This is a genomic window from Nostoc sp. (assembly GCF_036919575.1).
Lineage (GTDB): Bacteria > Cyanobacteriota > Cyanobacteriia > Cyanobacteriales > Nostocaceae > Nostoc.
The window spans coordinates 39,876-64,531 of sequence record NZ_JBALBY010000051.1; the positions used below are offsets into that span (position 1 = coordinate 39,876).

General features: G+C 42.2%; 21 protein-coding genes and 1 pseudogene. 18 read left to right on the top strand and 4 right to left on the bottom strand.

What is annotated here, in order from left to right; translation table 11 throughout:
• Nucleotides 1-143: 143 nt before the first annotated feature.
• A complete protein-coding gene (locus V7K27_RS14610; RefSeq protein WP_334948307.1) occupies nucleotides 144-1,196 on the bottom strand; it encodes a hemerythrin domain-containing protein in 1,053 nt (350 codons plus the stop codon).
• Nucleotides 1,197-1,960: 764 nt separating this feature from the next.
• On the opposite strand from V7K27_RS14610, the gene typA reads away from it, so the two are divergent.
• The 7 genes and pseudogenes from typA to V7K27_RS14640 all read left to right on the top strand — a co-directional run bounded on the left by typA (nucleotide 1,961) and on the right by V7K27_RS14640 (nucleotide 7,113).
• A complete protein-coding gene (gene typA, locus V7K27_RS14615; protein ID WP_334948309.1) occupies nucleotides 1,961-3,751 on the top strand; it encodes a translational GTPase TypA in 1,791 nt (596 codons plus the stop codon).
• Nucleotides 3,752-4,097: 346 nt separating this feature from the next.
• Nucleotides 4,098-4,958: a hypothetical protein gene (locus V7K27_RS14620; RefSeq protein ID WP_334948311.1), complete on the top strand. Its 861-nt coding sequence runs from the start codon at nucleotides 4,098-4,100 to the stop codon at nucleotides 4,956-4,958.
• A 58-nt stretch (nucleotides 4,959-5,016) separates the two neighbouring features.
• Nucleotides 5,017-5,250, top strand: coding sequence for a hypothetical protein (locus tag V7K27_RS14625; RefSeq protein ID WP_334948313.1), 234 nt, complete (start codon nucleotides 5,017-5,019; stop codon nucleotides 5,248-5,250).
• 276 nt (nucleotides 5,251-5,526) lie between these two features.
• The gene (locus tag V7K27_RS14630; RefSeq protein ID WP_334948315.1) at nucleotides 5,527-5,793 is read left to right on the top strand and encodes a ribbon-helix-helix domain-containing protein; all 267 of its coding nucleotides are present in this window, start codon (nucleotides 5,527-5,529) and stop codon (nucleotides 5,791-5,793) included.
• Entirely contained in the window at nucleotides 5,790-6,089 is a 300-nt protein-coding gene (locus tag V7K27_RS14635; RefSeq protein ID WP_334948316.1) for a type II toxin-antitoxin system RelE/ParE family toxin, read from the top strand. Before V7K27_RS14630 ends, V7K27_RS14635 begins: the two co-directional genes overlap by 4 nt.
• 256 nt (nucleotides 6,090-6,345) lie before the next feature.
• A pseudogene (locus V7K27_RS36500) lies at nucleotides 6,346-6,487 on the top strand (IS4 family transposase); the annotation flags it as partial.
• A 179-nt stretch (nucleotides 6,488-6,666) separates the two neighbouring features.
• The gene (locus V7K27_RS14640; RefSeq protein WP_334948318.1) at nucleotides 6,667-7,113 is read left to right on the top strand and encodes a hypothetical protein; all 447 of its coding nucleotides are present in this window, start codon (nucleotides 6,667-6,669) and stop codon (nucleotides 7,111-7,113) included.
• Between the two features lie 157 nt (nucleotides 7,114-7,270).
• Here V7K27_RS14640 and V7K27_RS14645 read toward each other — a convergent pair whose 3' ends face one another.
• Entirely contained in the window at nucleotides 7,271-7,726 is a 456-nt protein-coding gene (locus tag V7K27_RS14645; protein ID WP_334948414.1) for a phenylalanine--tRNA ligase beta subunit-related protein, read from the bottom strand.
• Nucleotides 7,727-8,261: 535 nt separating this feature from the next.
• On the opposite strand from V7K27_RS14645, the gene dxs reads away from it, so the two are divergent.
• From dxs to V7K27_RS14675, 6 genes are all read left to right on the top strand, one after another.
• Complete coding sequence (dxs, locus tag V7K27_RS14650) at nucleotides 8,262-10,166, top strand: 1-deoxy-D-xylulose-5-phosphate synthase (RefSeq protein ID WP_334948320.1); 1,905 nt, start codon at nucleotides 8,262-8,264, stop codon at nucleotides 10,164-10,166.
• A gap of 179 nt (nucleotides 10,167-10,345) precedes the next feature.
• The gene (locus V7K27_RS14655) at nucleotides 10,346-10,717 is read left to right on the top strand and encodes a hypothetical protein (RefSeq protein ID WP_334948322.1); all 372 of its coding nucleotides are present in this window, start codon (nucleotides 10,346-10,348) and stop codon (nucleotides 10,715-10,717) included.
• Nucleotides 10,718-10,920: 203 nt separating this feature from the next.
• Nucleotides 10,921-11,982 carry an S-methyl-5-thioribose-1-phosphate isomerase gene (gene mtnA, locus V7K27_RS14660; protein ID WP_334948324.1) on the top strand — a complete coding sequence of 354 codons (1,062 nt, stop codon included), beginning with the start codon at nucleotides 10,921-10,923 and terminating at the stop codon, nucleotides 11,980-11,982.
• 317 nt (nucleotides 11,983-12,299) lie between these two features.
• Nucleotides 12,300-12,515 (top strand): hypothetical protein, encoded by a 216-nt coding sequence (locus tag V7K27_RS14665; RefSeq protein WP_334948326.1) that lies wholly within the window; start codon nucleotides 12,300-12,302, stop codon nucleotides 12,513-12,515.
• A gap of 7 nt (nucleotides 12,516-12,522) precedes the next feature.
• Nucleotides 12,523-14,676: an ATP-binding protein gene (locus V7K27_RS14670; protein ID WP_334948328.1), complete on the top strand. Its 2,154-nt coding sequence runs from the start codon at nucleotides 12,523-12,525 to the stop codon at nucleotides 14,674-14,676.
• A 3-nt stretch (nucleotides 14,677-14,679) separates the two neighbouring features.
• The gene (locus V7K27_RS14675; RefSeq protein WP_334948330.1) at nucleotides 14,680-15,318 is read left to right on the top strand and encodes a hypothetical protein; all 639 of its coding nucleotides are present in this window, start codon (nucleotides 14,680-14,682) and stop codon (nucleotides 15,316-15,318) included.
• A 343-nt stretch (nucleotides 15,319-15,661) separates the two neighbouring features.
• On the opposite strand, the gene V7K27_RS14680 is transcribed toward V7K27_RS14675, so the two are convergent.
• Nucleotides 15,662-17,083: an NADP-dependent isocitrate dehydrogenase gene (locus V7K27_RS14680; RefSeq protein ID WP_334948332.1), complete on the bottom strand. Its 1,422-nt coding sequence runs from the start codon at nucleotides 17,081-17,083 to the stop codon at nucleotides 15,662-15,664.
• A 275-nt stretch (nucleotides 17,084-17,358) separates the two neighbouring features.
• On the opposite strand from V7K27_RS14680, the gene V7K27_RS14685 reads away from it, so the two are divergent.
• From V7K27_RS14685 to V7K27_RS14705, 5 genes are all read left to right on the top strand, one after another.
• Nucleotides 17,359-18,087: a GUN4 domain-containing protein gene (locus tag V7K27_RS14685; protein ID WP_334948334.1), complete on the top strand. Its 729-nt coding sequence runs from the start codon at nucleotides 17,359-17,361 to the stop codon at nucleotides 18,085-18,087.
• Nucleotides 18,088-18,112: 25 nt separating this feature from the next.
• On the top strand, nucleotides 18,113-18,316 hold the full coding sequence (locus V7K27_RS14690) for a type II toxin-antitoxin system HicB family antitoxin (RefSeq protein ID WP_334948336.1): 204 nt from the start codon (nucleotides 18,113-18,115) through the stop codon (nucleotides 18,314-18,316).
• Nucleotides 18,317-18,574: a hypothetical protein gene (locus V7K27_RS14695; RefSeq protein ID WP_334948338.1), complete on the top strand. Its 258-nt coding sequence runs from the start codon at nucleotides 18,317-18,319 to the stop codon at nucleotides 18,572-18,574.
• 184 nt (nucleotides 18,575-18,758) lie between these two features.
• Nucleotides 18,759-19,865 carry an ABC transporter ATP-binding protein gene (locus V7K27_RS14700; protein WP_334948340.1) on the top strand — a complete coding sequence of 369 codons (1,107 nt, stop codon included), beginning with the start codon at nucleotides 18,759-18,761 and terminating at the stop codon, nucleotides 19,863-19,865.
• A gap of 611 nt (nucleotides 19,866-20,476) precedes the next feature.
• Nucleotides 20,477-21,232: a superoxide dismutase gene (locus V7K27_RS14705; RefSeq protein ID WP_334948343.1), complete on the top strand. Its 756-nt coding sequence runs from the start codon at nucleotides 20,477-20,479 to the stop codon at nucleotides 21,230-21,232.
• Nucleotides 21,233-21,713: 481 nt separating this feature from the next.
• Here V7K27_RS14705 and V7K27_RS14710 read toward each other — a convergent pair whose 3' ends face one another.
• On the bottom strand, nucleotides 21,714-24,410 hold the full coding sequence (locus tag V7K27_RS14710) for a sensor histidine kinase (protein WP_334948345.1): 2,697 nt from the start codon (nucleotides 24,408-24,410) through the stop codon (nucleotides 21,714-21,716).
• Between the last annotated feature and the right edge of the window lie 246 nt (nucleotides 24,411-24,656).

A 24,656-nucleotide genomic window follows, 5' to 3' on the forward strand; every position in this document is an offset into this window, starting at 1 on the left:
AGTGCGTCAATACTTGTTAGTTGCTCTTTACTTAAAACCCCAGAATTTGGTAAAATTTGTAAACAAAAACTCCCAGCGCTTATCTGCTGGGAGTTTTTGTTTAACTAACCTTTTTTAGCGGATATAGAAAGCCCGAAAGCATCCTACACATTCGATTCAGTAACAACACCGAGTTTTTGTTGAATTCGAGTCTTAGCAGCTTTGAATTCAGTAGCTAGTTGTTCACTTTGCTCAGTGGTCAAGTTGTTGCGAATGGCAGCAAACAGTGTGGTTTCTTCTTGGCGAATATGATCGCCGAGAGCATCAAATAGCTGTTTCACTTTATCTTTGAATTGGGGTGAAGATGGGCTGAGAGCCTTAATTTCCTCTAACGCCAGCTTCGCATGAGCTTGTTCATCAAACAGTTCTTGAGTCTGAACTTGACCGTAGAAAGGACGTACTCTTGGATAGACCACTTCCTCTTCAGCTTCAGCGTGAGCAGTTAAATCCTTATAAATTTGACCGAAGTACTCTTGGATCTTCTGTGGATTGTTGCTTTGCAGCAATTCGGTGAACAGGGTATTTACCTTTCCGTGATCGAGGCGGATGACATCTTGGATATTTAGATCCTTTTTGTCGCTGGTTTGGGTAACAGCGCTACCGACTACACCACTGACTGCGGCCAAAGCGTCTTGAACCCGTGCCCAAATTCCTTGATCTGCATCTTGTCCAGTGAGTTCGCGGACGCCCAGAATTTCTAAAATACCTTTGAGTTGCTCTTGGTGAGCGCGATTCTCAAAGTTAATCGTATTCAAAGGTGCGATCGCTAGCAAAATGTCAGCACCAACTTTTTGAGCAGCCTTGTGAACTATCAAGCCACTTATTACTAGTTGATGTTTGAGCAATTCATGCTGAAATACTTTTTCATACAGGCTCAACTCGGAACCTTTGAACAATTCGCCAGCTTTTTCAATGAATTGTGTAACAGTTTTTTTGGGTTCAGCCTGAATGCCATACTGAACAATTACAGTTTCCAGAACACCAAGATTTTTTTCGTCATCATTGAGGAAATTCCGAATGCGATCGGCAATTTCGGCATCAAGTCCTTCTTTCAAAAGCAATTTCTCATTTTCAATTACCAACTCTTGAAGCGCTTTGATACTTGCTAACTTTACAGCAATAGCATTGCGTTTGGTATCATCTAAAGTAGCTACCATCCGTGTTCTCCTCGGCAAAGTGTTCATAATTCTTAACTAATATAAGCTTGACATAGGGGTTAGGTATATTGCCTCTTTCTTTTGAGCGATCGCTCTCACCACTAGGGGTAGATAAACAAAACTTTTCGTTACAAATTATGCTTTTATACCTTTAGATAGATATTCATTTAAACTATATCTTTAGATAGATAGTTTTTGTGTTTTTTTATTATTTGGTATTACTGTAAGGGACTTCCAAGAAATAAATTATTCAAGGAAACGAACCACAGAGACGCAGAGAACACAGAGAGAAGAGAAATAGAGAGGATTTTTGCGTCAGTTTTGGGATATTTTTTTATTTGGAAGGCCGTAATACCTGAAGGGATGCTGCTAAAAGTAGTAGTATTTGATTTTTGAAATGCACGTAGTAGACCGTCTACGATAAAATAGTGCATTAGACGTAGACGTAGGTTGGGTGGAGGCTTTGCGTAACCCAACATAGATTAGGATGTTGGGTTGCGCTCCGCTCCACCCAACCTACAATTTTTTTCTATTTTTAACGGTCACTTACAGATACTATTTTAGTACACTTTTACTATTTACGGTGATGTATACTCAGGCGATCGCAATGCAGCCTTGACAAACCTCACCGCAATTGTGACGATTACGCTAGAATTATTAAAGGTTCTTTACAGAGTTTGCTAATCATACTTAATTCTGTTAAAACAGCCTAGCATTAAAATGTAAATCTCAAAACCCTCTCTAGAGTTCACTAAAAGCTTCTTATGACGCTCCCAATTCGCAACGTCGCCATTATCGCCCACGTTGACCACGGCAAAACCACCCTGGTTGACGCACTCCTCAAACAATCCGGCATTTTCCGCGAAGGCGAGGACGTTCCGGATTGCGTCATGGATTCCAACGCCCTAGAACGGGAACGGGGTATTACTATCCTGTCCAAAAATACAGCAGTTCGCTACAAAGAAACACTCATCAATATTGTTGATACTCCTGGACACGCTGACTTTGGCGGCGAAGTTGAACGCGTACTCGGCATGGTTGACGGATGTCTTCTGATTGTCGATGCCAACGAAGGACCCATGCCCCAAACACGCTTTGTCCTGAAAAAAGCTTTAGAAAAAGGGCTGCGCCCCATCGTTATTATCAACAAAATAGACCGTGGTAAAGTTGACCCCCACATTGCTGTTGATAAAGTTTTGGATCTGTTCTTAGAATTAGGGGCAGATGAAGACCAGTGTGATTTTACCTATCTGTTTGCCTCCGGTATGGCAGGTTTCGCTAAAGAAAGCTTGGAAGCAGAATCGGTAGATATGCAACCCCTGTTTAACGCGATTCTGCAACACGTTCCACCACCAGTAGGCGACAGCAATAAGCCTTTGCAATTGCAAGTTACAACCCTAGATTATTCTGAATATCTGGGACGGATTGTGATTGGCAGAATTCACAACGGTACTATCCGCTCAGGACAACAAGCAGCTTTAGTAACAGAAGATGGTACTATTGTCAAGGGTAAAATTACCAAATTGATGGGCTTTGATGGACTGAAGCGCGTAGAGATGGAAGAAGCAACCGCAGGTTATATTGTCGCGGTGGCTGGTTTCGCTGATGCTTATATTGGGGAAACGATTACTGACCCCAATGATCCGCAAGCTTTACCACTAATTAAAGTGGATGAACCAACCTTGCAAATGGCCTTCTGGGTGAATGATTCGCCCTTTGCAGGTCAAGAAGGCAAGTTGGTGACATCAAGACAAATACGCGATCGCCTATTCCGCGAACTCGAAACCAACGTGGCTTTGCGTGTCGAAGAAACCGATTCTCCCGATAAATTCCTCGTTTCCGGTCGTGGTGAGTTACACCTGGGTATCTTAATCGAAACCATGCGTCGGGAAGGCTTCGAGTTTCAGGTATCTCAGCCACAGGTAATTTACCGCGAAATCAACGGTCAACCTTGCGAACCTTACGAACTCTTGGTGTTAGACATTCCTGCTGATGGTGTGGGTAGTTGTATTGAACGCTTGGGACAACGCAAAGGCGAAATGCAAGATATGCAGCCAGGTAGTGGCGATCGCACCCAGTTAGAGTTTGTCATTCCCGCCCGTGGTTTGATTGGTTTCCGAGGTGAATTCATGCGGATGACTCGTGGTGAAGGCATCATGAATCACAGCTTCTTAGACTATCGTCAACTCAGTGGCGACATTGAAGCCCGTAATAAAGGTGTTTTAATCTCCTTTGAAGAAGGCGTTTCTACCTTCTACGCCATGAGAAATGCCGAAGATAGAGGAGCATTCTTTATTACTCCCGGCACAAAGGTTTACAGAGGGATGATTGTGGGAGAACACACTCGTTCCCAAGATTTGGAACTAAATATCTGTAAGACTAAGCAGTTAACCAATCACCGCGCTGCTGGTGGCGATGAATTGGTGCAACTGCAAGCACCGATAGACATGAGCCTAGAGCGTGCTTTGGAATACATCGCCGCCGATGAATTGGTGGAAGTTACACCGCAATCGATTCGTCTGCGGAAGATGTCGAAAAAGTTGGCAAAACGTTAAGTAAAGTTACTTAATTGATTTAGAAAGCCCACATCAGTGGGCTTTTTATTTTGCTACCTACTGGATTTTCTTTCTCTTCTCACACGTAGAATAAGAGTGCAATATAAAGCAATACGGTTCAGTTAAGGATAATTATAGGTTGGGTTAAACAAAGTGAAACCCAACAAACCTCGAAAAATGTTGGGTTTCGTTCCTCAAACCAACCTACGCAGTTTAAGGCTTTTGGCTCTAACTGAACTGTATTGCAATATAAAGTGTATTGACGTTATATGTGAGTAAATTTTGGGCATTCTAGAAATAGAACTTGCTGATCAAAATTCTTTACAATATAGCTGTACATCTAGCAATGAAATCTAAATTTTATACATCTCAAGTTATTGCTACTGCTAACCGTATTGATGTAACTAAACTTCCTTGGGTTTTATATATTGATAAAAAATCACTTCCTACCTTTGGTGGTATTTATTTTGTAGGCACTGATCAGGAGCCTACAGCTTATATTGGTCAAGCCGGATGTTTCAAAACTCGTTTTATTGGACATCATCGAAAAAATGCCTTTGAGCAACTTGTTGAGGAGTATGGTCAAAAATGTGTCAGAGTCCGCTATTGGCAAGCACCATTAATGCCTAAATGCGAATTAGTACCTTTCCTGTCTCAACTAGAGAGTTATTTAATAGAAAATTCCAAAACAAGGTATAACCACACAGCAAATTCTCTGCCTAAAACACCATTTGCATCTAGACAACGCACTTATTATCACCCTATATATGTCCAGTTAAATAAGTTAGGTGAATACTACGTACCAAAGTCTTCAGATCGAACAGCAGGATTCTACTTCAGTCTTCAAAAACTCCACATGGCTGAAAATGCTATTAAATATCATTCTCCAACATTTATAATTTCCAGTGGTACTTGGAAAAATGCTTTATACGAATATAAGAATAATCTTGAGTCAGAGTGGAAGCAATACTCAACACTATATTTCTTAGAAGTAAGGTTTCAAGCACGTTGGATTAACTATGTTGGTCAGGGTGGCATAGAAGATTATATTCTCTCTGGCGATCAGGCTACTTTCCATCGTATTTTCTTAAATCAGCGCCCAGGCTTTAAGGAATTCTCAATTCAGTATTTAAGAACGGGACTAACGAATTGCAATAAATCAGATTTTTGTGAAACTCTGCTGAATTTAACAAAAGCACCTACATGAGATTGGCACAGGCTTATAATACATTTGAGCGAAGGTGGTGTGTATAGATTTAAGTTCTATGAACAAGGAAATTGAAAACGAAATGGAAGATGAATTACGTCCTGAGTACGACTTCGCTCAAATGGCAAGCGGGGTTAGAGGTAAATATGTTGAGCGATATCGTACAAAAACGAACCTAGTACTTTTAGATCCCGATGTTGCCCAAGCTTTTCCCAACGATGAAGCAGTGAATGAGGCATTAAGGTTGTTAATCCAAGTCGCCCAGCGCCAGCTGCCCAACACAACGTTATGAACAATTCCTCATCGGTACTATTCTGCCGATATTCTTCATGCGGTTCATGCTGTTGCAACTGGAGCGAAACCCCCTGAAAGAACCGAAAAAATTCCGGTCACTCATCTAGAATCAGCATAATCAACGCCGCGTAACGTTAGATCCTCAAGTTATTGGTAAAGACATTCGACAACGCTCAGTACAAGTCAGTGACCATCGTAGACATCGCTCCTCGCCGCCCGTATTCTGGTGAGTTTTTTGACTTAAAATTGTGAATAATCTGAATAGAGGTTTTCTATGAGCATCAGTCTCACACCCGACCAAGAACGCTTTATTCAAACCAAGCTCCAGGCTGGGAAATATCGCTCCGCAGAGGAAGCCCTTGAAATTGCTTTAAGATTACTGGATGAATACGATCGCGCTGATGCTGAATGGATCGAGGATGTGCGAGAAAAAATTGATGCGGCGATTTTAGCTTCAGACCAAACGCCACCTATTGATGGGGAGACATTCCTAAAGCAAATTATAGAGCGGTTTCGACAAGGACATCAGGCGCAAGCATGAGTCGCTACGTCATCAACATTCTAGCCAGCCGAGATATCAATGAAATTGGCGACTACTTTGCTGAAACTAGCCTTGAAGCAGGAGAGCGATTTTTCAGTGAATTCAACCGCAAGTGTCAACAACTTGTTACCTTTCCAAACAGCGGTAAAAGTTACGCAAAAATTTGTCCAGACCTCCGAGGTGTATCATTGCAAGGCTATATCATTTTCTACAAAGTGCTAGATGATGGTATAGAAATTCTGCGGGTTGTAAGTGGTCGTCGTAACTTTCCGTCTCTTTTTGAGGAATCTAACTAAAAGCTCTCTTGTCATCCTAAAAACTTTTGAGTGTTTAGGAACCTAGCAAAGAACAGTTTGAGCAATCTACGCCTACGCAATGGAGTAAATCATAAAGGAGCGATCGCAAACAAATGAATTATTTTCAAAGCGTATAATAGTCATGCTGACAAAGAGCAATAACAATTCGGGCAGGGATTGCTAGAGGTGAACGCGATGCTCCCACTACTCGACCGAACTACCGACCAACGCAGTTTCTCTTGAAGACGCGAGGGATGATTTTGCTAGCGCTTTGAATCAACCATTAGACCTGATTTCTACAGAGATGGTCTTTCGTGGTCTATACCATTTTTCTCAAGCTGTTCTCCGTGGTGATGCCAATGACGCTGTTTCTTAATCTTGTGGAACGTCAAAAGCTCTAAACTTTTTAATTCGCTCCTTGATTACTAGAGAAAAAATCTTTACTCAAAATTCAATCTATCTAAATAGTGAATTCCTTTAACAACTTATGACGCAAAAACCTCTATCTAGGGAACGATATGGCAAATCAGCTAAATGAAGTAAAAATAGTATACTAAATCACATGAGACTGTATTCTATGAAACTGAATTATTTTACAAAACAGTTTTCCACCGTAAAACACTGGATGGCTACAACACTGTTTTGTATGTTAGCGATCGCTTTCGTTTGGCAAGGTGCATTTTTCTCAAACACCTCAGCAATGGCTGATCCTATTGCAACCTTGATTGCATCGTCAGATGCAGGTGATAAAGTTCAAGAAAAAACCAGTGAAGATGCTGGACGAGCCAAAAATTTCATCGAAGATACAAAAGATAAAGTTAAGGAAGCTGCCAAGAGCAACGCAAGTAAAGTTGATCAAGCAACAGACAATGGTAGCTTTATTGAGCGCAAAGCTAAGAGAGATGCGGCTCGAATTCAGGAAAGAGCAGACGAAGACGCCAGTCGGACTAAAAAAGCAGTAGACAAGACAAAGAATGCTGTTGAACGCACCGTTGAAAACATCAAGGATGCTTTTAGCAAGTAGAGAAGACATCTGAAAATGAGGTAGGCACAATTCATGAATTGTGCCTACCAAGATGAGTGGGGAAACTAAGCCGCTTAACATCGGGCGAGGCTTAAAACCAAGTTTTCTATCTCTAGCAGGACTTACGCAAACAATAGCCGAAACCCTTATTTTCTTCTTAGGGCAATTCATGAATTGCCCCAGAGGGCGTGTGGTTTTGCGTAAGTCCTAGTCCATTGCGCCAATTCCAGCGACGACACATTACTTCTCCTGAATCAACAGCAACATAAATTACTTCCCCGACATCAGGATTTTCAATGGTTTCTGGTAATCCTATGGGAGTAAAGCGTTCATTACCATTGCTATAACGCAGTTCTAAGAGAGTTCCTGCACTTGTTAAATCATCTCCTCTTACAGGAATCACATCTCGGATAGAGTTGATATTCATAATTGCAACCACCTTATTGATAAAAGGAATAGATGTGCCTGGTTTTTGAACTCGTTTCAGTAAATTCCGATGAGCCGGGATGAATTTATTGAAATTTGAGCCAAATTGACGATAAGCTTCATCCCAATCAGTAATCCGAGGATCTGTTTTTAAATCAATGGGATGCAGAGATGCTTGACTCAGAATTCAGAAGCGAAGCTTGGGATTGCTCCCCTCCTGAATTCTGTTTCGATAAAATAACTAAGTATTTTTACATACATATTTGTCGCGCTCAGATCAACTAGCGATCGCTGAGAAAATTAGCTACTCTTAACCAAGAATAAAAGGAACAATTGGGAAATATTTACCAGCAATTATGCTGAACATATAGTTATAAATGAGATATTTAACTTTCTTTTGGACTAACTTTAAAAGGCAAAACTGATTAATCTACTTATGGAATTTCCCCAAATTGCTCCTAAAAAGCTTATTTTTATATACGGATTAAATGACTATTTTTAAGTAGCATTACTTATTGACAAAAATGTGTTATAAGTTTAGCTGATTGCAAGCTCATTTTGACGAATTGTTAATAGGGAACAAATTTTTCACCATTATTAATTACGAAGTTATACTTTCCACTACAACTTAGTAACAATGTAAGAGTTTGATTCTGTGGACAACCCGGCCGTGGGAAAATCAAAATACCGAAACTCGAAATTAGAGAGGAAAACCCTATAATATGCATCTGAGCGAAATCACCCATCCTAATCAGTTGCACGGTTTATCTGTTCGCCAACTGCAACAGATTGCCCGTCAGATTCGAGATAAGCATCTCCAAACGGTAGCAGTTAACGGTGGACACTTGGGGCCAGGGTTGGGTGTTGTTGAATTAACACTAGGACTTTACCAGACGCTGGACTTAGATCGGGATAAAGTGATTTGGGATGTAGGACACCAGGCTTATCCCCACAAACTGCTGACAGGACGTTACGATCGCTTCCACACCCTCAGACAAAAGGACGGAGTTGCTGGTTATCTCAAACGCGGTGAAAATAAGTTCGACCACTTTGGGGCTGGACATGCTTCTACAAGTATTTCCGCCGCATTGGGCATGGCTTTAGCGCGAGACGCAAAAGGGGAAAAATTTAAAGCTGTTGCTGTTATCGGCGATGGGGCGCTAACTGGGGGTATGGCTTTAGAAGCCATCAACCATGCTGGACACTTGCCGAAAACTAACCTGTTGGTTGTTCTCAACGACAACGATATGTCTATATCTCGCAACGTCGGCGCGATTCCCCGCTATCTCAACAAAATGCGCCTCAGTCAACCGGTGCAATTTATCAAGGATAATCTTGAGGAACAGTTTAAGCAAATTCCCTTCGTTGGCGAATCCCTGTCACCGGAACTCGGACGCATCAAAGAAGGTATGAAGCGCTTGGCTGTTCCTAAGGTAGGTGCAGTTTTTGAAGAACTCGGCTTTACCTACATTGGGCCAGTGGATGGGCATAATCTCGAAGAATTGATTGCCACTTTCCAACAGGCACATCAGATCCCAGGCCCAGTTTTGGTACACGTAGCAACAGTCAAGGGCAAAGGCTATGAAATTGCCGAACTAGATCAAGTTGGCTACCACGCCCAAAGCCCCTTCAACGTCGCAACTGGCAAAGCCATTCCTTCCACTAAACCCAAACCCCCGGCTTATGCCAAAGTCTTTTCTCACACTCTGGTGAAACTTGCCGAACAAAACCCGAAAATCATCGGGATCACTGCGGCGATGGCAACGGGGACAGGCTTAGATAAACTTCAAGCAAAACTGCCCAATCAATATATTGATGTCGGCATTGCTGAACAACACGCGATTACGCTAGCTGCGGGACTTGCAACTCAGGGTATGCGCCCGATCGCCGTTATTTATTCTACCTTCCTGCAACGCGCCTATGACCAAATAATTCATGATGTCTGCATCCAAAATCTGCCAGTATTCTTCTGCTTGGATCGGGCAGGAATTGTCGGTGCTGATGGCCCCACCCACCAAGGTATGTATGACATTGCCTATCTGCGTTGCATTCCCAACATGGTAATGATGGCACCCAAGGACGAAGCAGAAATGCAAAGCATGATCGTAACTGGTGTTAACCATACTGGACCGATCGCGATGCGTTATCCTCGTGGCAATGGCTACGGTGTCCCCCTGATGGAGGAAGGTTGGGAACCTTTGGAAATTGGCAAAGGCGAAATTCTCCGCACTGGCGATGATGTGTTAATCGTCGCCTATGGCACAATGGTCTATCCAGGAATGCAAGCTGCTGAACTTCTCAGTGAACACGGCATTGAAGCAACTGTAATTAATGCCCGTTTCGTTAAGCCTTTGGATACTGAGTTGATTTTACCTTTGGCTAAGAAAATCGGCCGCGTCGTCACCTTGGAGGAAGGCTGTATAATGGGTGGCTTTGGTAGTGCGATCGCGGAAGCTTTACTAGATGCAGATATTCTAGTTCCTGTCAAGCGATTTGGTGTACCAGATGTGTTAGTAGATCATGCTGAACCCAATGAATCTAAAACAGAACTAGGTTTAACTAGTCATCAAATAGCAGAGAGAGTTTTAGAAGCTTTCTTTAAACGGCAACTATCCACTGTTGTTTAGCTAATTCTTTATAGAATGAATCGCCCACACTTGTTACTCAGGTGTGGGCGATCGCAATAAAATAGGAGTCAGAATACAGAATTCAGAATTCAGGAGTCAGAATTTAGAATTGGTGAATTCAGAATACAGAATTGATAAATTAGAATAAAAATAAACTGGATTAAATTTGGAAAAATCAAATGGCGGTTGAGAGATGGACGGATGAAATGCTGGATGGATTGGCTTCAAGCGTTACTGAACTGCGGGAAAGTGTTACTGAACTGCGAGAAAATCTGCGGGAAAGCGTTACTGAACTGCGGGAAAGTGTTACTGAACTGCGGGAAAGCGTTACTGAACTGCGAGAAAGTGTTACTGAGGTGCGGGAAAGCGTTACTGAGGTGCGTGATAGTGTTGATGGTCTGAGGATAACTGTTCAAGCTTTATTACAAGTGGCTGCTCAAAGTCAGCGAGATATGGAATTAATAAAGCAACGACAAGAAGAAAATGATCAGAGATTTAATATTTTGTTAGAAGAAGTCCGCTATTTAAGACGAGGCAATCAAGAGAGTTAAAATAATTCGTAATTCCTAATTCGTAATAGAGCCTCCGGCACGCTACGCGAACGTAATTAAGTTTTATAGGATTTAGACCCCGCCACAAAACTTGTTGCCATTCTTAGGCTCTTTAGTTAAACCCCCAAACTGAATTAAAGACTTGTTAGCGTTTTGATAACATACTTTATGGTATTTTAAAGAATTTATTCAGGCTTCTTTCTATGACACCTTCTACAAACCAAGTTTATCCCGTTATTTGGCACAACAACTCAGTGTCACTAATTGATCAAACGCGCTTACCTAACGAATATACATTTGTGGAAATTCACCGCAGTGAAGATATGGCGCGGGCGATTAAAACGATGATTGTCCGAGGTGCGCCGGCAATTGGTGTGGCTGCGGCGTATGGAATGTATCTGGGTGCGAGGGAAATTGCCACAAGCGATCGCCACGAATTTTTGCAACACTTAGATAAAGTAGCCCAGTTGTTGCGTTCTACTCGTCCGACGGCAGTAAATTTATTTTGGGCAATTAGCCGGATGATGACAGCCGCTTACGAAACGCTGGGAACGGTAGAAGAGATTAAGCAAACCCTGTTCCAAACAGCCCAAGCAATCAACGTTGAAGATTTGCAAACCTGTCAGGCGATCGGTGACAATGGTTTGGCAGTCTTGCCCACTACCCCAGAAAAGTTGACGCTGCTTACTCACTGTAATGCTGGGGCGCTAGCAACTGCTGGTTATGGCACTGCTTTGGGTGTTGTGCGTTCAGCTTGGAGGGAAGGACGTTTAGAACGTTTATTTGCCGACGAAACCCGTCCCCGCTTACAAGGCGCAAAACTCACCACTTGGGAATGTGTTCAAGAAGGTATTCCCGTGACATTAATTACTGATAATATGGCAGCCCATTGCATGAAACAGGGTTTGATTCATGCTGTAGTTGTGGGTGCTGATCGAATTGCTGCTAATGGCGACACTGCTAATAAAATTGGTACGTATAGTTTAGCGATCGCAGCTAAAGCCCATAATATACCCTTCTTTGTGGCTGCGCCCCTTTCCACCGTTGATTTTGAATTAGCCGATGGTAGCAAAATTCCTATTGAAGAACGCGATCCAACAGAAATCTATCAAGTTGGTGATACCATTCTCACACCTGCGGGTGTAGATTTTTACAACCCAGCTTTTGATGTGACTCCGGCTGAGTTGATTACAGCCATCATTACAGAAAATGGAGCGATCGCACCGGGGGAATTAGTGAAATCTCAGCTAAAGCAAGTCGCTTAACATCTATTAATAACCCAAGTTGCGGGTTATCAAATACAAATATACTATTCAAAGTGGTGATTGCGCTAGGTGTAATCACCACTTTCAGGAGCAATAAAATTATGAATAAAAGTATCAATCGGCAATTAAAGACTTTCATTTACCAGTAGAATTACGGTGAATGATGTTGCCGCTTCGACCGATATTATGGGGAGACTGGGATTTAGAGGTTCAAACGGGGATAATCAGGGCATCGGAATCAAAAAACCGCGTCTGCGGGTAAGATGCGTGCCATCCCCAGGCACAGAACACTTGCAAAAAACTAGATGGGAGTTGATATGAAAGACCAGAAGAAGCTTGCAGAACAATTGAAAAATCGTGCGATTGACTCAGACCACGAACAGGCATTGGCAGACTTGGGGGAGCAACTGATTACCGAATTTGAACATGGGTCATCTAAAGCGGTGACTGAAATGATTAGCAGTCAAATTGAGCAACAGCGTAAAGCTTACAACCGAAGCTTACAAGCTCTAACGGTAGCAATGGGTTTATAGGATGGACATGGAAAACTACAAGCTTATCTCGCTTAAAGTCAAAGGATTTCGAGGCTTTCCAGACCGCGCCGGGGAGAAAGAATTTCTTTTTGATAACTCCTGCACTCTTTTGTTGGGCGTCCAAGGTGGAGCTAAGAGCAGTACACTCAACGCAATCGAATGGTGTTTGTTTGGAGATAAAGTTGCCAATAAGTCTGCTACAAAGATTGATGAGCGCAAGGATTGGTTAGTCAAAAATAAAACGTCAAGCGAAGCAACTGTCGAAGTTATCTTTAAGCGGGACGACGGGGAATTGCTCAAAGTATATCGTTGCGATCGTAAGCGAAGGGGAAAACCATCATTCTATTATCAAACCAATGATGGAACTCTTCATGAAGATGAAAACCGTTTGGCGGTGTTACTTGGTGTCGAATTAAGTGACTATATGAGTTGTATTTATCTTCATCAAGAGGTGATAAATGCATTACTTGTCCAAGAACCCAAAGAACGGCGTAATGCCCTTGATAGACTCATGGGATTAACGAATTGGCGTAATCTTGCAGAAGGGATTAAAAATGCTAAAGCCACCGACCAATTTAAGAAAATTGATCAGGATTATGCCGAAATTAATAACAAAATAGAAACCGCAAAAAAAATTAAGCAAGGAGACTTAGCTACTGCTAAAGAGGAGGCAATAAGCCATGACATTGCAGAAAAAGAACTAACATTAGACGGGGCAAAGTCCCGTTGTAAAACTGTTGCTGAAACAATGCAGAGGTTTGCTAATGACTATAGTTTGTTGTTGCCAATGCTGCCTAAATATCAGACCAATGAAGACTTAGAACAGTTTTTAAAATCGGGCAAGCAAGCTATCAAAAAGCTACGCAATGAGCAGCCGGACGTTGAAAGGCAGAAAGCCTTGCTCAATCAGGAAAATGAACTAACTCGTTTGAAAGTTAGTTTCGATGGCAAGCGTAATGCTGAAAAGCGACAAGATGAGGAGATTCAGAAATTTAAAGATAAGCACGGAAGTCTCTCATCTGTATTAGCTAAGAAAAACCAAATTGAGAACGAACACCTACCAGTAGTCAGGGAACGGCTTTACACAATCAACAACAAGGCAGGGGTGATTAGGGAAACACTAAAGTTTTTGGATTCTGGACAAGATACCGAGTCGCACTGTCCGGTTTGTTCTAATAAAATTGCTCCTAGTAAACTTCGGCAGCAAATAGAAGCATTGCAAAAGGAAATGCAATCAGAGATAAAGCCGTTTGAAACAGAAATAAGCAGACTTGAAACAGAATTATCAGCCTTGTCGGGAGTTCTCAAGAAATTTGAGCAGTTCCAACGCGACTTAGAAGACAAACGTCAAGATGTTCGAGATGCAAAAAAGGCTATTGCAGTAGCTTTGGAAACAGAAATTTCCGAGGAGGCAGATCCTTTGGTTTTACTCGAACAAGCAATTAGTGAGGTGAGTAAAGATTTAGCAGAGATTCGACAAGCTATTCAGCAAGGAAATCATCGGATTGATATCATTGAAGAACAACTAGAAGATATCAAACGAATTACCAATATACTCCAGCGCCGGCAAGAAGTTGAAAAGCTATTTGAGATTCAAGATAGCCCTGAATATAAGCAATTTGAATCCGAACGCGAGAAATTATCTTCTCTTTGCGACTCTGTAGTGACTATGGGGGAAGCTATTGAAGATGTACTCCGAACTTCTGCCAAAGAGAAAATAGAATCCACCAAAAATCTAATCTCCAACATTTATCGTCAATTAGCTGTCCGCACTGATTATCCAGATATTAAAATAGATTCGGAGAAGTATGAAGTGATGGCAGTTGGAAATGGAGAGACTGAAATTGCCTTGCGGATTTTAAATAAAGGCGACATTAACTGTGCAGCATTGAGTATCTTCTTGGGATTAGCAACCTCTAACAATTTAACTCACAATATCAGCTTCATGGTTTTAGATGATCCATCTCAAAACCTTGATCCAGCACATAAAGAAAGGCTAGCTGGTGTTTTGAATGACGTACTGAAAAACAAGCAATTAATCATAGCTACATCCGAAGATGATTTTGCTACTCACTTGAATAGCAAGTTAACCAAGCCGAGAAAAGTCTATCGACTAGAAGGTTGGACTGAAGATGCTGGTCCCTCCATCACAGTGGAGTAGGAAATGAATGTAGATACCTACGATGCCCTAAACAAGATTTGGCTACACTTGAATGCCAAATCTAAAAAAGATAATGGATTTGGAAAGACTTGCCAGATTTTATTGGCGATCACTTTCTGCCGATTGGGGTTTCAAGTAGAAAATTATTCTTCTCAGGGGGTAGACATAGACATTTGGAATCACTCACAATATCCTAATTTCTCTGTTGAAGTAAAGACAACAATTAAAGATAGTGTGCATCTTGGTGAGAAGGATGTGGAAGGATTGAAAAAAAAAGAGGATGAAGGATATAAAACAGCATTCGCAGTCTTACCAATAAATTCGCTATCAGGGTGGCTGATAGTAAACGCTAAAGGAATAATAAAATCTAGCAATATTCCTCTTACTAGGTTGAACAATAAAACGCGAATATTACCTGATTTGCAGAAAGAGGTTAATCAGGTATTCCCGAAAGTGATTGCTGATTATGAAATCGAAATACTGAGAAGGGTTTCAGACGACGTTTTAATGTATTTGGATAAAAATTTGGAGAAGGAGAAAAGAAACCCGCCATTGAGAGATGAAGAAGCTGAAGAAGATGAAAAAGTTGATTTAACGAAAAATCAGTTTTTTAGATCGGACAATGCTTCTCAATTTCTCTAAATAATGTTAGCAGTTGCGGTTATAAAACCGAGTTAGCGTGAACTCCTTTCCATATCTATTCAGCAAGCCCTAAATAGATCCGCGCCGTAGGGGTTTAGCATTGCTAAACCCCTACCACAGATCCGGTTTTTGCATCAAACACAGTTGGCGTTTTTTGTCAATGCGTAAGTCCTATAATTAGCCCTTTCAAGGTCACTGATAAAATCTCTGCTTTCCTCTCTGCGTTCTCCGTGCCTCTGCGGTTTAAAAGTTATTTATTGAACCACAGAGGCGCAGAGAACACAGAGAAAAGAGGAATTATTATCCAAAAATTTTACCCACCTTGAAAGGGCTAGTCCTATAATTAACCAAAATGCTGAATAATTGCCTCGGCAAATTCAGAACATTTTAAGGGTTCAACTGGTGGTTCTAGTAACCTTGCTAAATCGTAGGTGACTTGACTATTTGCGATCGCATCGCTTAAACCTTTCTTAATTAGGTCTGCGGCTTCTTGCCAACCCAGAAATTCCAGCATCATCACACCAGACAAAATCAGTGAACCAGGATTAATCCGATCTAAACCCGCGTGTTTGGGTGCGGTGCCGTGGGTAGCCTCAAATATGGCACTAGCATCGCCAATATTTGCCCCTGGCCCCATTCCTAAACCGCCAACAATGGCGGCGGCGGCATCAGATAAGTAATCGCCGTTTAAGTTCATCGTCGCCAAAATCGAATACTCATCCGGTCTAGTTTGGATTTGTTGAAAAATACTGTCAGCAATCCGGTCATTCACCAAAACTTTATCTTTCCATTTGCCATCGCCGTGGGTTGCCCAAATCGAGTTAAGAATAGTTTCAACTTCCTTGACAATTTCGGCTTTTTTCTCTTCGGTGAGAGAATCAAACCCAGGATCAATCTGGCGGGCATTTTCTTCCAAGGAAATATTCGGATTTTTTTCCTTATTACTCAAAATCCAAGATTCCCGTTCAGTGACAGTTTCTGGGCGAAATTCGCTAATTGCTAATTCATAACCCCAATCGCGGAAAGCGCCTTCGGTGTACTTCATAATATTACCCTTATGCACCAAAGTCACCTGTTGCTTGTGTTTGGGCAATAGCAAAGCGTGTTTGATGGCACGTCTGACTAGACGCTGAGAACCAGTTTTGCTGATGGGTTTGATGCCAATACCAGAATCAAGAGGAATTCGTTTTTTCCCATGTTCTGGGGTGGCGGGGATCAGTTCTTCATTGATAATTTTAATTAAGCGATCGCCGATTTCGCTACCTTGTCGCCACTCAATTCCTAAATAAATATCTTCCGTATTCTCCCGATAAACAATTACATCGAGTTTTTCAGGATTTTTGTGGGGTGAGGGCGTACCTGCATAGTAACGGCAAGGACGCACGCAGGCATACAAGTCAAAAATTTGCCGCAGCGCCACATTTAAAGAACGAATTCCCCCCCCGATGGGAGTAGTCAAAGGTCCTTTAATAGCTACACCATATTCTTCAATTGCCGTGAGAGTATCTTGAGGTAAATACTGATAAGTACCGTATAAATCACAGGCTTCGTCCCCAGCGTAAACCTTGAACCAGCTAATTTGACGCTGACCCTTATATGCTTTGGCTACAGCAGCATCTAGCACCTTTTGGGTAGCAGGCCAGATGTCTATACCTGTGCCGTCGCCACGAATAAAGGGGATAATTGGATTGTCCGGTACGATTGGCTCACCATTTTTGAAGGTGATTTTTGCTCCGGCTGCGGGGGGGGTAATCTTGTCGTACATAGTTCACACACTCCTAATCGATACGCTGCTAGTCAAAAAATCCTTATCTAGCAGGCTTGTATATGTTGCTGTGTCTTTTGTTTACCAAAGCATGAGGCGCAGATTTTCCCCCTATTCTCCTTGTACCTTATTTGGGGATTAAGTGTGGGATTCAGTGAAGCGATCGCAATTTTGTACGATCAAAAATAGTAAACTACTTTTCGCTATCAGTGATTCGCCTTGGAGAATGCCCGATAGCTTACCACTCTTTCACTGACCGCTAACACGAGAATGGCATGACAGACCCAATGATTTTATCAGACCCTGCAAATGACATCGACTCCCTCCGACGACCGTTAATCGCTGGGTCTGAAAAAGTCCAACAACAGATAATCCCACAGTTAGCTGAATTGGGTAATGAGGGATTAGACGTGTTGATGGAATTTTTACTGAAACGACGTGAGAACCCAGCGACTTGGGTTGATGGCAAAGCTTACCAAGTCCTTTATAACTCTGATGCACCTCAAGTCAAAGAATTTCTGCACTCTTGTTTTCCTGAGGGAATTGTACCTCTAAAATCAGAGTGCGGCATTAACTATAATTCTTTGCAACAACTACTGGCGACTCAAGACTTCCAAGCAGCCGATCGCGTCACCATCGAAAAAATGTGTGAACTATCAGGGACAACGGCTGTACAACGAAAATGGTTGTATTTTACTGAGGTAGAAAATACCTCGGCTGTTGACTTACAAACCATTAACAATCTCTGGTTAGTCCACTCCGAAGGTAAATTTGGCTTTTCAGTCCAGCGAGAAATCTGGTTAAGTTTGGGTAAAAATTGGGAGAATTTCTGGCCGAAAATTGGCTGGAAAGCAGGTAATACCTGGACGCGATACCCCAACGAGTTTACCTGGGATTTGAGTGCGCCTAGAGGTCACTTACCCCTCTCTAATCAACTTCGCGGGGTACGAGTCTTTGCTTCTTTACTCTCTCACCCAGCTTGGTTGAAGGATTCAGAAAAATGATTTTGAGCCTACGTATAAACAGATTATGATCAATCCCACCAACCGAGAATTTTACGTGATCATTGAACGGGATGAAGATGGCTACTATATTGGACAAGTCCCTCAGCTAAAAGCCTGTTACAGTCAGGGAGAAACAATTGATGAGTTGATGGCTAATATGAAAGAAGTAATTGAACTTTGTTTGGAAAGAAAAAGTGATGAAAGAGTACCTACAAATTCAGGAATTTAAATGGAAGACGAACTACGATCAGAGTATGACTTAAAGAGCCTAATGGTCAGAAAGTTCGGCTCTGAACGCAAGAGTTTTGGTAACACAACAATTCGTTTAGAACCTGATGTTGCAGAGGTTTTTCCCAATGCCGATGCCGTCAATGAGGCTCTAAGATTTCTAATTAGAGTTGTGCAGAAAAACCAAGTTTCTGCACTTACAAAGCAGCCTCACAGTTTCTCAGAGGGGGCGCAATACAGTTCGGATAAGGTTTTTTAATGACACGCCCTAGATCGCAAAGACGCGATAAATCGCCGTCTTTACAATAATCAGTCCTTTGTAGAGACGGCGATTTATCGCGTCTCTTGCCTTAACCGAACCGTATTGAGAGGGGGCGGACAAAAGCCCCTAGTGCTGAGTTGAAAGTGCCGCAGATCCCAAACTCAAAATATCAAATTGGATAATGGCAAACGTTCGTTTAGAAGACATTAAGCGTAGATTCAATAACGTCACCGCTATTGAGGATATTACCTTTGAAATTCCTGATGGCGAGTTTTGGGTTTTAGTCGGGCCATCGGGTTGTGGTAAGTCTACAATTTTGCGAACGATCGCGGGTTTAGAAACTGCCACATCAGGTAAACTCTTTATTGGCGATCGCTTGGTGAATAATGTCCCAGCCAGACAACGGGATGTGGCGATGGTCTTCCAAAACTACGCTCTCTATCCTCACATGAGTGTGGCGCAAAACATCGGCTTTGGCTTGCAAATGCGTCAGGTTGACCGGAAAATCATTCAAGAACGGGTGATGAATGTGGCGCGATCGCTTTCTCTGGATCACCTGCTGGATCGTAAACCGAAACAACTCTCTGGGGGACAGCAACAACGGGTAGCATTAGGGAGAGCGATCGCTCGTGAACCACAAGTATTTTTACTTGATGAACCTTTATCTAATTTAGATGCCCAATTGCGCGATGATACCAGGGCAGAATTGAAACAGCTACATCAAGAATTAGGCATTACAACTATTTACGTCACCCACGATCAAGTTGAAGCGATGACTTTGGCTGATAAAATTGTCGTGCTAAATCGCGGGCGGATTCAACAAATCGGCGATCCCCAAACTATTTATGCAAGTCCTGCTAATCAGATGGTGGCAAGTTTTTTAGGCAGTCCGCCAATGAATATTTTGCCTGCAATCTATGAAAATAACGGTTTTGATATCAGTGGACAGTTATTAGCAATTCCAGCAGTTGTCAAAGAAAAATTCCAGTTGCGTCAGGGATACAGTTTTGATTTGGGAATTCGTCCAGAACATATAAAAATTAACACTGATTCAGAACTCAGTACTCAAAACTCAGGATTGTTATCAGTTCAAGTTAAAGTCGTGGAACCTTTGGGAAGGGAAACTTTGATTCGGGCTGGTTTACCTGGTTCGGCGGTAGTGTTGAATATTCAGGTGGGTGGGGATGTGCGTTTGCGTTCAGGCGATCGCCTTTCTCTACAACTCGATTTAAATCATTTGTTTATATTTGATCCCAAAACTGGCGACAGAATCTTACCTCATGATTAACCAAAGTTTTACCCCACCCTAACCCTCCCCTTATAAAGGGGAGGGAAGTAGATTTCTTGTTTCCCCCCTTTATAAAGGGGAGGGAAGTAGATTTCTTGTTTCCCCCCTTTATAAAGGGGAGGGAAGTAGATTTCTTGTTTCCTCCCTTATAAAGGGGAGGGAAGTAGATTTCTTGTTTCCCCCTTTATAAAGGGGAGGGAAGTAGATTTCTTGTTTCCCCCCTTTATAAAGGGGAGGGAAGTAGATTTCTTGTTTCCCCCCTTATAAGGGGGAGGGAAGTAGATTTCTTGTTTCCCCCTTTATAAGGGGGAGGGAAGTAGATTTCTTGTCTCCCCCCTTATAAGGGGGAGGGAAGTAGATTTCTTGTCTCCCCCCTTATAAGGGGGAGGGAAGTAGATTTCTTGTTTCCCCCCTTTATAAGGGGGGATTAAGGGGGGTAATTCGACGCAGGAGTACGCTATCACCCACTCGTACAAAATTCCTACTGAATTCTGACTCCTGAATTCTGAATTCTTCTTATAAATAATCGCCAATTTCCAATTTTTTGTCGCCATAATCTAAGAAAATAAAAACTGCAATAGAGAGTTAATGGATTCGCTGCAAAAACTTATATGACTATTAATCGACGCCATTTCTTGTTCTTACTTACAGCAGGTGCGGGGACTTTTGCGTTAGATGCTTGTGCATTGGCAGAGAAATCTCCTAAGGAAAACACTGCAACTGCCGACACAACAGCAAATACAACAGGGGCTATCCAACTACCGCCTTTACCTTACGCCTACGAAGCACTGGAACCACACATCGATGCTAAAACGATGCAGTTTCACCATGATAAACACCATGCAGCTTATGTTAAAAACCTGAATGCGGCCTTAAACAAACACCCAGAACTCAAAGGCAAAACAGTTGAAGAACTGTTGCAAAAACTTGACAATGTACCACAAGATATTCGCAAAGTAGTACGCAATAATGGCGGTGGTCATGTCAACCACTCAATGTTCTGGACAATTATGAAGCCGAAAGGTGGGGGAGAACCAACAGGAGGTATAGCCGCCGCGATTAATCAAAATTTTGGCTCTTTTGCAGCTTTCAAAAAACAGTTTAACGAAGCTGGTGCGGGTCGTTTTGGTAGTGGTTGGGTTTGGCTAGTGCGTAACAAAGGTGGCAAGTTGGAAGTAACAACTACAGCTAATCAAGATAGTCCCTTAAGTGAAGGCAAATATCCCATCTTGGGTAATGACGTATGGGAACATGCGTATTATCTCAATTACCAGAATCGCCGCCCCGATTATTTAGATGCTTGGTGGAATGTGGTTAATTGGGATGAGATTAATAAGCGGTTTGCAGCCGCAAGTAAACTTGCCTGAAACTAGATAAGCTGTTGTACATTTAACTTGCATAAGTTGATGTGCAGCTAAATTGTATAACACGAAAACCAAAAAATATTGTAGTGCGGGCCGAAAAGCCCGCGTCCAATATACAAATTAAATACGCAACAGCTTATTAGCTGGAACTAAGACTCTTGTGGGGTGGGCATCTTGCCCGCCCTGGTTATGTAAATTAAAAGTACATTAGCTTAACAATTTAGAGTTATAGGCTAATATGGTTCAGTTAAGGCTAGCACTCTTTGTCAAATTCAATTTTTTAACGAACCGCTAAGGACGCAAAGAAGAGGCAGCGCGGTCTTGGGGGTTTCCCCCATGAGCGACTGCCGTCGCAAAGGAAGAGAAGCTTAACTAAACCGTATTGAATTATGAGCGCTTATAAACTGGCAACAGAAATAACATTCTGCTGCCATTTTTTTGATGTGAAATTAATAATTAATTCTAACTCTCCACTCCCCACTCCCTACTCCCCTAGCTTTTTCCAAGGAAGTTTGATTGTAAATCGACTGCCTTTCCCTAACTGACTTTCAGCATGGACAGTCCCACCGTGCAATTCGACAATTTTTTGCACCATCACTAATCCTAAACCGGTGCCTGTGGAACGACGAGTGGAGGCATTTTCAACCTGCATAAAAGGTTGAAATAATTTGAAAAGGTCATCGGAAAGCATACCAATACCCGTATCTACCACGCTGAAAAAGATATAGTGATTTGTGAAATTTGGCTGGACTTCAATCCAGACTTTGCCTCCTTCTTTAGTAAACTTGATCGCGTTAGTCAACAAGTTGATAAATACTTGGCGGATGCGGCGTTCATCAACTTGGATGGGTTCGAGTTCTTCAGGTATTTGTAGACTCAGATGGATATTTTTCTGGAACGCCAGATGTTTGACAAAACTTAGGCTGGAGTCACATAATCCCCGAATTGAAGTATTAGCTAGTTGCAGTTCTATTTTGCTGGATTCGATGTCGGTAAGGTCAAGGATCTGGTTAATCAATTCTAGTAAGTTCTTACCACTGGATTCGAGGATATTTAAGGACTGGCGCTGTTCTTCACTCACAAGACCGTACACTTGATTTTGGAGTGACTCTGTGATTTCTAGAATTGAGTTTAAGGGAGTTCTCAATTCATAGCTGATGTTTTTTAAAAAGGTACTTTTGGCACGATTTGCCATATCGGCGACCTCTTTAGCCTCACGCAGAGCGGATTCTGCCCGTTTGCGATCGCATATTTCTAAAGTCAGAGCGACAAATTCCGCGATTGAGCTAACGAAGTTTTCCTCACTCAGTTCCCATGTCCTCTTAATACCAATCTGCTCATACAATACTGTTCCCACCACTTCGCCATCAACCCAAAGCTCGGTATCAATTAGGGATACAATATTATTTGGTTCTAGCAGTTCATTCCATAATTCTTGTACGCGGGGATCGGTGCGAGTATCGGTGACGGTGATCGTATGGGCAGCCGCCAGAGCTTTAAAGTAGATCGGATAATCTGCAACGTTGCGTTCTATATCTGTCGAATGTCTCTGTTTACTACGTTCATAGAGACTTATACATTGTAGTTTGGTGCGTTGGCGCAGCCCACCGTAGGTCTTACCCTGAGCCTGTCGTTCGCGGAGCGTCTCGTAGGGAAGGGCATCGCTATTAAATAACCACACACCCACTCGCTCTACTTCTAAAGCATTCGCTGCTTTTTCGGTGATAATTTTAAATGCTGTTTCCAGATTTCCTTCAAAAACCGCTTTGTGATTTGCCAGTTCTGCCAGTACTCGATTATGCTGTCCTAGTCTTTGCTCACTGTTGATGCGGTCTTGAATCTGTTGCTGTAATTCTTGAGTTCGCTGCTTAACTTGCAATTCTAACTCTTGATTTTTGGTAGTTAGTGCAATAAAGGTTTTGTGTAACTGCTGCGCCATCTCGTTGAAAGATTCACCCAGCACCTCTAGTTCTTTAATGCCCTGTACTTTCACCACCGAATCTTCACCATTGGTAAAATCAGCTAAATCTTTTGTCGCCGTGCTGAAGTCCAAAATTGGCTGAGTTATCGAACGGGCGCTGACAATCCCCAATATAGTAGCTAGTCCCAATGCTCCCAGGCAAAGAAAAATTGTAGTTTGATCAATTTGTCCCATAAAGTCTGCTTCTGGGACAGCTACCACAATCAACCAGTTGACATTTGGTTCGCCTTGTAACGGTCTAATTTCTAAAAATTGTCGTTTGCCGTCAAAGCTGAAATCTAGTTGCTGTAAACTTTGAATCTGGTCAAGATTACTAAATTTAGTTGCTAAATATTTGGCAGTTGCTTGAGTCAAGGAATTCCCACTCTGAGAAGCTGCCAACCTAATTGGTTTACCATTTTGTAAGCGGAATGGTTCTTCCGTTGTAGAACTTGCTACTAATAGCCCCGATCGCTCGATAATAAAAATTTGCCCAGACTTGCCAACTTTGATATTTTGCAGCAAATCCCCAATCTCTGATAAGTGAGTTAGAGTGCTATTGACTCCGAGTAACTGACCTTGTGAGTTATAAATGGGAAGAGAAGCACTAATGAAGAGTGTTGGTTCAGTCAGGGGTGTAAAAATCTGACTAAAGCTGAATTTTTTAGCGGTAACTGCCGTTTGATAATCAGGACGCGATCGCGCATCATAGTTTTTGATCACCTCTGGTAGTTGGGTACGTTGACCTTGAGAGTCAATTCTGTAAGTGTAGAGATCGTACCCAGTTGACTTAGAGGCTTTTCTGAGTAAAAATTGGCGATCGTTGAGCTTCTGGACCGCTAAGTATTCTTGCTGTTCATTGCTTGCCGTTAAGGCCAACGCATCTGGAAAAATCTTTAACTGCTCGATTAAATATGGTTCCCAGGTTGCAAGATTCTCTATCTTCAGCAACCCCATATCAATGATATTTTGATTACTACGTAGTACCTGACGCGGGGTTGACAGATAAGTTTGTAAATTCTGCTCGACTCCATTGGCAACTTCACGGCGCAATTCGCTAGCTACCTCATTTACTGCTTTTTGCCCGTTGCTGATTGATAAATATGCAGTCAATCCCACAGCTAGGAAAATTTGCACCACGAACAATGCTACCAGGATGCAACTTAGGGGTACGCCTTTAAACAGCGAAAAAAGACCACCTTGCCCAGTATTTTTGTTCATCTGCCCACTCTCCTTGCTACCCCTGAGTGTCCTCTAGTACTGAGTACAACACCTCGACTTCGCTGTTCTGTGGGCTTATGCATAGTTTATACTCGGTCGGGTCAAGTGCCAATATACCACTTCTGGTAAAAGAACAAAACGTTAGTTAACTGCACCAGTAGATTTCACCAGCTAAATATTCCGATCTTCAAAGGGACTAGTAACGCTTCGCGGAAGTCAAAAGTCAAAAGTCAAAATTAATACAGC